Below are 6891 nucleotides of genomic sequence, written 5' to 3' on the forward strand. Positions count from 1 at the left end.
TGGTCCCACTGGCGCAGACACCACCAAGCCATCGCCCGCCGCTGCCACTACCGAAGAAGAACCAGCTCAGGACACGATTTCTGACTGGAGTACTAGGACGACACCGCCGGATCCGCCTTCTTCAGCACCACGGTCCGAAGCCCTGCCGAAGCTTCAGTCGCGCCTCGACCACCCATGACCTGAAGGACGTTCCCCTGACCGCACCACACCCGTCCGCTGCGGCACGCCATTACCGGCAGGGAAACCTGCGCCGGAAGATCGACGAAGAGCTCGACCGCCTCTACCCGGGGCATACCACGCTCACCACCGACGACCTTCATGGCGTGGACGAGTTCCACACCGGCGGCCATGCGGCGACGCGAGAGCTGGCTGGACACCTGGAGCTGAGAGCGGGCCTACGTGTCCTTGACGTGGGAAGCGGCCTGGGTGGCCCGGCCCGCCATCTGGCCCAGCACGCGGGCGCCGACGTCACCGGCGTGGACCTCACCGAGGAGTACGTCGACGTCGCGCGCTGGCTCACGGACCGTGTGGGCCTCACGGGCCAGGCTCGGTTCCAGCAGGGTGACGTGACCACACTGCCCTTCCCCCGGGCGAGCTTCGACCGGGCGTGGATGCTGCACGTGGGCATGAACATCGAGGACAAAGCCCGCCTGTTCACCGAGATCAGCCGCGTCCTGACCGATGAGGGCCTCTTCATCGTGTACGACGTCATGCTCCTCGGCGATCCCGCCCTCGTCCGCAGCGCCGGCGCGGCGATCCGCGCCGACTGCCGAGCCTGGTTCGCCCAGGCCGAGGAGCATGTACGCCGTCGGCGCGGCGACGTCCTGATCGAGGCCGCCCCCGGCAGCGTGCAGGAGTTCCTCGACAGCGCCCTGCCGTACGCGGCCGACGGCTACCCGGTCGAACTCGTCGTCCTGGCCGTACGCGAAGCCGACAGCCGGCTCGCCACCGCCCTGCGCTACGCCCGGGCCCTGCAGATCGGCGGCACCGGCCGGTTCACCAGCCGCTCCGGGCACGACACCTGCTTTAACGCACTCGCCGACATCGTCGCCGCCGCCGAACGCCACCCGCAGATCGCGGCCATCACCGTAATCCGCAAGGACGGGCAAGCCCTGCTCCGCCACGAATCCACCAGCCCCGGCCAGGCATCGTGGGCACTGGCCGCGGAACGGCTCCGCCCGTACACCGAGCAGGAGGCCATCGCGTTCCTCCGCCTCCACCAGGCGCTGCGACGGGCGCTGCCCAGGCACCGGGCCGAGCTGGACGAAATCGCCGCGCTCGCCCGGCCCCTGATGCCGCCCGGAGTGCAGCCGGCCCGGATCGACCGGCCGCACCCGCCCGTCTGGCCCCTGCCCATACCGCGCGACGCGGCAGTGAACGGACGCGGCGGCATCGGGTACGGGATCGGCGACAACGGTGTCCTGATCACCTACAACGGGGTACTGCTCGATACGGACGTGCTCTACGAGGCCGCGCGGCGGGTGCACACTGCGATCCGGTCCGTCTTGGATCCGATCGCCGCGCAGGATCCCCATGGCCATGAGCCCGCTATCGACCTGCTCGCAGTTCACTGAGCTTCGATGGGGCGCCATACGCGAGGCCGTGATCCGACCGAGGACTAAGTGGTCTGGGAGATCACGCACACAGCGTGTTGGAACGGCGCGCGGGCTCAGCCCGGCGAACGGGGCTGTCCAGAACGGCTCGGACGCCGTGATCACCAGCCACAGCGAGAGCATCTCACTGTGACCCAATAGTTACGAACTGACCCTTAGTTGCCCTTAGTTGATGATTTCGGCGCGGTCATCCAGACGGATTGCGGCCAGCCGGTCTCGCCACATCTGGAGAGCTTCGGGTGTCTGTCGCGTCCAGTCGGTGACCTCGCCAACAATCCGGAGCGGTTCCCTGCTGCGATAGGAGCGAGTGGGATTGCCCGGGAACTTCTTGTCGGTGACGTTTGGATCGTTCTCGAACTCCCCGGTCGGTTCGACGACATACACCCGTGGGGCCCCGTCACCGGCGGCGAGTTCGGCCGCGAGTCCCGCGCCGTCGCGCAACGCAGTGAAGTAGATATGGTTCATCACGATTTCGGGCCGGTAGTTGGAACGGAAACCGGCAGTGAGGTGATCCCCGACCCGCAGCTCGGCCTTCGTGCCGTGAAAGAACGGCCCCTCGTCCAACACCTCGTCCATCGACACAGGTTACGGCACCTGCCTGTCCGCCCCGAGCCGTCTGCCGAGTGAAGAGCCCCGGACAGGAGCGTAGGAACCACTGTGCCGTTGCCAAAGGCCCCGCTGCGTGCGAGCACCCGCCGCGTCACAGGGCGGCGCGCCGCAGGTACCGAGGGTCCGCCGCGGTGCCGGCGTCCGCGCGGGGCTGGCACGAGCCCGCAGATCTTCCAGGTCGGGGAGACTGACGCCAGGGAGGGCGCGTCCTGCATGGCTCCCGGAGCGGCCGCGGGAACCGAGGGTCCGCCGCAATATCGGCGATGGTGCCGGGCTGGTGCCGAGCACGCCACGAGATCGCGGGCACAGGCACCGCGCTGCCCCGGCAATCGCCGGGTGGTGTCTCCACCGGGCACGGCCCGGTCCTCGCTCTCGAGGACGTGATCGACGTCAAGGTCCAGGCCCTGGTCGAGCGTGGCGCGGTTCGCGATCTCATCTGTGTCCACGCCGCGTAGGTGGTGTTCAGCGCTGGCTGAGGCTCCAGCGCGGGCCCTGCGGGCTGTCCTCGACGGCGAGGCCGGACTGGGCGACCCGGAGCGTGTGCTGGATTCAGTCGAGCGGGATGTCGTGTCCGGGGCCGCGCTCGGATTCGGGGCGTGGGCCGAAGTAGCGGCGGTCGGCCTCGTTGATGGGCAGGTCGTTGATGCTGGCCTCGCGGCGGCGCATCAGGCCGTTGTCGGCGAACTCCCACAGTTCGTTGCCGTATGAGCGGAACCACTGTCCTTCGGCGCTGTGCGACTCGTACTGGAAGCGGACGGTCATGCGGTTTCCGCGGAAGCCCCACAGGCTCTTGCGCAGGACGTAGTCGAGTTCGCGCTCCCACTTGGCGGTGAGGAACTCGACGATCTTGTCGCGGCCGGCGAGGACCACATCCCGGTTACGCCAGGCGGAGTCCTCGGTGTAGGCGAGGGCGACCTGATGCGGGTCGCGGGTGTTCCAGGCGTCCTCGGCAGCCTGGACCTTGGCCAGGGCGCTGTCGAGGTCGAACGGAGGGAAGGGCGGGCGCGCGTCGGTCATGGCAGAGCTGTCCTTCATTGTGCGGAGGGTCGGTCGGTCAGCGGCGGGTTGTCGGGAGCTGCGGCGACGGTATCGGCCTGCAATGGCAGGAGACGGCCGGCCACCAGGTGCTGGGGGAGGAAGTGGACGCGGCGGCCGGTGCGGTCGTCGTCGCCGGGGATGCCGGTGCGGGTCCATTCCAGGGCGGCCCGGCCGGACAGGTGGAGCGTGCGTCCGGTGGCGAAGTCGCAGAAGAGCAGAGCGGCCGTCGGGTCGACGTTGAGGTTGCCGAGGGTGTTGAACATGTTGTTGCCCCAGTAGTCGGGCCACCACAGCCGCCCGTCCTCGACCCGGACGAATCCCGGGGGCCCGCCGCGGTGCGAGGCGTCGTTGCCGCGGGTGAGGTGGGTGGTGCCGATCAGGAAGGTGTCGGACCGGCCGATCAGGTCGGCGTCGTCCGGTGTGAGGATGCTTCCGCGCCGCACCGGCTCGACGCCGGGGGCCGTGACGGGCGCTGCGTGAAGGTGTCGACTCTGGATGTACTGGGGGCAGTTGCCGTACGCCTGCTCCACGTCGATGCGCAGCCCGTCACGGTCGGCGGCAGACAGGGTGCCGTTGACCCGCAGGCGTCTGCGGGTGGCGAATTCGACCACAATCAGCGCGACCGGCTGGTGGACCGCCAGGTACAGGAGCGGGTCGCCCTCGGCGGGCAAGGTTCGCACATCGAGTGCGGTCGGCGAGGCGATCTGGAGGAACCCAGGCGGGCCGGTGAGCGGGGAGATCCACAGCCCGCCGTCGGCGTCGCGGGCGGTGATCGCCGCGAAACTCCTCTCCGCCAGGAACCGGCTCACGCCTCCGCGTAGCTGGGCGGGGGCCAGCATGCCCGTGAGCCGGGCCGCATCCTGGGCCACGCCCGCCTGGCGCTGCACGGCCAGCTCCCCCTCGTGGAAGCCGGCAGGGGCGTTGCGTACCGGGTTCGTCATGGTTCTTCCTTCCACAGCTGCCGGCGATGCGCTGTCGGCGGGTGGGCGAGGGTGTGGCCGCCGGCCTGACCCCTGGTCGGGGGTGGTGGGGCCGGGCCGGCGGGGCGGGCGCGGGTCAGACCGCGGTGCGCGGGGTGACCACGGGCCAGTCGTTGTCGACCTTGGCGAGGATGTTGAAGTAGTTGGTCAGGACGTTCAGGGCCAGGTGGCCGACGACCTCGCCGATCTCGTCGTCGGTGGCGCCTGCGTCCCGCGCGGCCTGCAGGGCGGCGTCGTCGACCTGGCCGTGGCCGCGGGCGATGGCGCCGGAGAGGGTCAGCAGCGCCTGAGTGTGCGGGTCGGTCGCCTTGGCGTCGCGGGCCGCCTCCAGCTCGACGGCGTCGATCTTGGCGACGTTCGCACCAATGTAGGTGTGCGCCGACAGGCAGTACTCGCAGCCGTTGTACTCGGCCGTGGCCAGCGCGAGCCGCTCGCGGACCGGGGCGGGCAGCACGCCGCCGGAGAGGGCGCCATTCAGGGCCATGTAGCCCTTGAGCAGTGCGGGGCTGTTGGCCATCACCTTGGTCATGTTCGGCGTCAGGCCGAGGGTCTTCTGCACGTCGGCCAGCAGCTCGGCGGCCTTGCCGGTAGCGGTGGCGGGCTCGACAGGGGCGAAACCGGTCATGAGAGCAGCACTCCTTCGATCTCCGGTCCTGACGCTTGGATGTGCCAGTAACCGTTAGAACCACCATGGCACCGGCCGTGTGCCTTGTCAACGGATAGAGTGGACCGTAACCGTCAGAAGTGCGGTAGCCTCGATGGCATGGACACGAACGCACCGCTGCTGGGCGAGCCGCTGCCCGTGGAGCTGATGAACACGATCTGGGCCGACCGGGACGGCGTGCACGATGCACTGTGCGACCCCGACGGCACCCGGACATGGCTGCACGCCGTCGCCGGCCGGATGGATCTGATGGCTCCGGGCGATCTCGACGCTCTCACCACGTCTGACCTCGACCGCCTCGGTGGACGGCTGATCGGCCTGCGTGACGCGCTGCGTCGGCTCGCCGCCGAGGCCACCGAGGACCCCCGCCCGGCAGCCGTGTCCGACACCCGCGAACTCGACGAAGCCGTGGCCGTGCTCAACGAGGCCGCCGGCGAGACCCCGCACTGGTCAGTGCTGTCGTGGACACCCGGCCAGGAGCCCTCACGTCACGCCCGCAGCAGCGGGCAGGCAGCTTCCGCCGCCGTCTCCGCCATCGCCGAGGAATCCATCACGCTCTTCAGTCAGGCCGCCCGCCACCAGCTGCGCGCCTGCCTGGCACCGGGGTGCGTTCTCTACTTCCTAAAGAATCACCCCCGCCGGGAGTGGTGCTCCGCAGGCTGCGGCAATCGCGCCCGCTCCGCCCGCCACTACCAGCGCCACCGCCAGACCACCGTCTGACGCTCGCGCAGCCTGCCTCACCGCCCCCGCCAGGACCAGCACTGGCCTCGACCTGGACAGGGAGTCCGCATGACGCGTCAGAACACAACCGCCTACGGTCACCTGGCCGCAGACCCTGTCCTTAACCGGCTAATCGAACGCGTCGGCCAGCCCGATCCGTTCGACTGGGCCGAGCGCGACTTCCCCTCCTCGACCAACTTCGAGGCCATGGCCCTGCACATCGTCGGCCAGCAGATCTCCATCGCCGCGGCGCTGACCATCTTCGCCCGCATCACCACCGCCGCGGGCAGCAGCGTCACCCCCGACACCCTCCTCGCCCTCGCCGATGACGACCTGCGCGCCTGCGGTCTCTCACGTGCCAAGGCCGCCTACCTGCACGACCTCGCTCGGCGTCAGGCCGCCGGAACCATCGATCTTGAGCACATGGACGACGTCGATGACACCAACGCCCTCACAGACCTGACCACGATCCACGGCGTTGGCCTGTGGTCCGCCCAGATGTTCCTCATCCACCAGCTCGAACGCCCCGACATCCTCCCCGCCGGCGACATCGGCATCCGCCGCGCCGTCCAGAGCGCCTGGCACCTCACCGACACCCCGAGCATCGAGGAAACCCGCCGACGCGCAACGGCCTGGGCGCCCCATCGCACCTACGCCTCAGCCCTGCTGTGGGCCTCGCTGCGCGCTCCCACGGGCACACCCCTGCAACCTGCTGAATAGACACGCGCCTGCCGGTAGGCCGGTGTGCCCGACGGGGAGTTGAGTTCCCGGTCCTCGGGTTTGACAAGCCGAGAACCACTGGCCGAAGCGGACGACAGGCGGAAGCCTGGCAAGAGAGGCCGACCGCGGGTTGCTCGGCGAACTGCTCCTTCACCTCGGCATCCGGGTCGATCGTGCTCATGTTCCCGTTCCTCTCACGTCGTTCCCCGAGCGGCGGAAGCCCGGCCTGCGCCGGTGCAACGCATGGCCCAGCGGGCCGAGCGCGGCGGACGGCACAAGGACCCCGAGCGAGAGCCCAGGCCGAGGCGACGGGCGACCTACACTCGCCCGCATGGTGTGCGGCACCTGTTCGCCGCCTACGACCTGGGCAAAGACCAGCTCTACGGCCACATCAAGAAAACCAAGAACCGTTCGAAGTTCCTGGAGTTCTGCCGCTACCTGCGCTCCTTGCACCCTGCCACGGTGCGGATCGCCATCATCTGCGACAACTACTCCCCACACCTGACCACAAAACGCTGCCGGCGGGTCACGACATGGGCAGAGGCAA

General features: G+C 69.4%; 9 protein-coding genes and 1 pseudogene. 5 read left to right on the forward strand and 5 right to left on the reverse strand.

All coding sequences use genetic code 11. The annotated features are described in order from the left end of the window. Positions 1-92: 92 nt before the first annotated feature. Positions 93-350 carry a hypothetical protein gene (locus ACH47Z_RS46640; RefSeq protein ID WP_399086562.1) on the reverse strand — a complete coding sequence of 86 codons (258 nt, stop codon included), beginning with the start codon at positions 348-350 and terminating at the stop codon, positions 93-95. Here ACH47Z_RS46640 and ACH47Z_RS46645 point away from each other — a divergent pair. Next, positions 324-1574 carry a methyltransferase domain-containing protein gene (locus tag ACH47Z_RS46645; RefSeq protein ID WP_399086565.1) on the forward strand — a complete coding sequence of 417 codons (1251 nt, stop codon included), beginning with the start codon at positions 324-326 and terminating at the stop codon, positions 1572-1574. The genes ACH47Z_RS46640 and ACH47Z_RS46645 overlap by 27 nt on opposite strands. 204 nt (positions 1575-1778) lie before the next feature. Here the strand turns inward: ACH47Z_RS46645 and arr are convergent, their stop codons facing one another. Beyond that, positions 1779-2189, reverse strand: coding sequence for an NAD(+)--rifampin ADP-ribosyltransferase (gene arr, locus ACH47Z_RS46650; protein WP_399086568.1), 411 nt, complete (start codon positions 2187-2189; stop codon positions 1779-1781). 296 nt (positions 2190-2485) lie between these two features. On the opposite strand from arr, the gene ACH47Z_RS46655 reads away from it, so the two are divergent. Then, on the forward strand, positions 2486-2677 hold the full coding sequence (locus tag ACH47Z_RS46655; protein WP_399086571.1) for a hypothetical protein: 192 nt from the start codon (positions 2486-2488) through the stop codon (positions 2675-2677). 94 nt (positions 2678-2771) lie between these two features. Here ACH47Z_RS46655 and ACH47Z_RS46660 read toward each other — a convergent pair whose 3' ends face one another. The 3 genes from ACH47Z_RS46660 to ACH47Z_RS46670 all read right to left on the reverse strand — a co-directional run bounded on the left by ACH47Z_RS46660 (position 2772) and on the right by ACH47Z_RS46670 (position 4865). Next, positions 2772-3239, reverse strand: a complete 468-nt coding sequence (locus tag ACH47Z_RS46660) for a nuclear transport factor 2 family protein (protein ID WP_399086574.1) — start codon at positions 3237-3239, stop codon at positions 2772-2774. A gap of 14 nt (positions 3240-3253) precedes the next feature. After that, complete coding sequence (locus tag ACH47Z_RS46665) at positions 3254-4201, reverse strand: pyridoxamine 5'-phosphate oxidase family protein (RefSeq protein WP_399086576.1); 948 nt, start codon at positions 4199-4201, stop codon at positions 3254-3256. A 115-nt stretch (positions 4202-4316) separates the two neighbouring features. Beyond that, positions 4317-4865, reverse strand: a complete 549-nt coding sequence (locus ACH47Z_RS46670; protein ID WP_399086579.1) for a carboxymuconolactone decarboxylase family protein — start codon at positions 4863-4865, stop codon at positions 4317-4319. 138 nt (positions 4866-5003) lie between these two features. On the opposite strand from ACH47Z_RS46670, the gene ACH47Z_RS46675 reads away from it, so the two are divergent. The 3 genes and pseudogenes from ACH47Z_RS46675 to ACH47Z_RS46685 form a co-directional block, all read left to right on the forward strand. Further along, the gene (locus ACH47Z_RS46675) at positions 5004-5624 is read left to right on the forward strand and encodes a CGNR zinc finger domain-containing protein (protein ID WP_399086582.1); all 621 of its coding nucleotides are present in this window, start codon (positions 5004-5006) and stop codon (positions 5622-5624) included. Positions 5625-5693: 69 nt separating this feature from the next. Further along, positions 5694-6344 (forward strand): DNA-3-methyladenine glycosylase family protein, encoded by a 651-nt coding sequence (locus ACH47Z_RS46680; protein ID WP_399086585.1) that lies wholly within the window; start codon positions 5694-5696, stop codon positions 6342-6344. Between the two features lie 249 nt (positions 6345-6593). Beyond that, a pseudogene (locus ACH47Z_RS46685) lies at positions 6594-6891 on the forward strand (IS630 family transposase); the annotation flags it as partial.

The organism is Streptomyces sp. NPDC020192, from assembly GCF_044388685.1.
Lineage (GTDB): Bacteria > Actinomycetota > Actinomycetes > Streptomycetales > Streptomycetaceae > Streptomyces.

Excerpts from the sequence above, each read along its gene's own strand:
- ACH47Z_RS46640 (WP_399086562.1), bottom strand. The coding sequence starts at position 350 with ATGGCCGCCGGTGTGGAACTCGTCCACGCCATGAAGGTCGTCGGTGGT.
- arr (WP_399086568.1), bottom strand. The coding sequence starts at position 2,189 with ATGGACGAGGTGTTGGACGAGGGGCCGTTCTTTCACGGCACGAAGGCC.
- ACH47Z_RS46655 (WP_399086571.1), top strand. The coding sequence starts at position 2,486 with ATGGTGCCGGGCTGGTGCCGAGCACGCCACGAGATCGCGGGCACAGGC.
- ACH47Z_RS46660 (WP_399086574.1), bottom strand. The coding sequence starts at position 3,239 with ATGACCGACGCGCGCCCGCCCTTCCCTCCGTTCGACCTCGACAGCGCC.
- ACH47Z_RS46665 (WP_399086576.1), bottom strand. The coding sequence starts at position 4,201 with ATGACGAACCCGGTACGCAACGCCCCTGCCGGCTTCCACGAGGGGGAG.
- ACH47Z_RS46670 (WP_399086579.1), bottom strand. The coding sequence starts at position 4,865 with ATGACCGGTTTCGCCCCTGTCGAGCCCGCCACCGCTACCGGCAAGGCC.
- ACH47Z_RS46675 (WP_399086582.1), top strand. The coding sequence starts at position 5,004 with ATGGACACGAACGCACCGCTGCTGGGCGAGCCGCTGCCCGTGGAGCTG.
- ACH47Z_RS46680 (WP_399086585.1), top strand. The coding sequence starts at position 5,694 with ATGACGCGTCAGAACACAACCGCCTACGGTCACCTGGCCGCAGACCCT.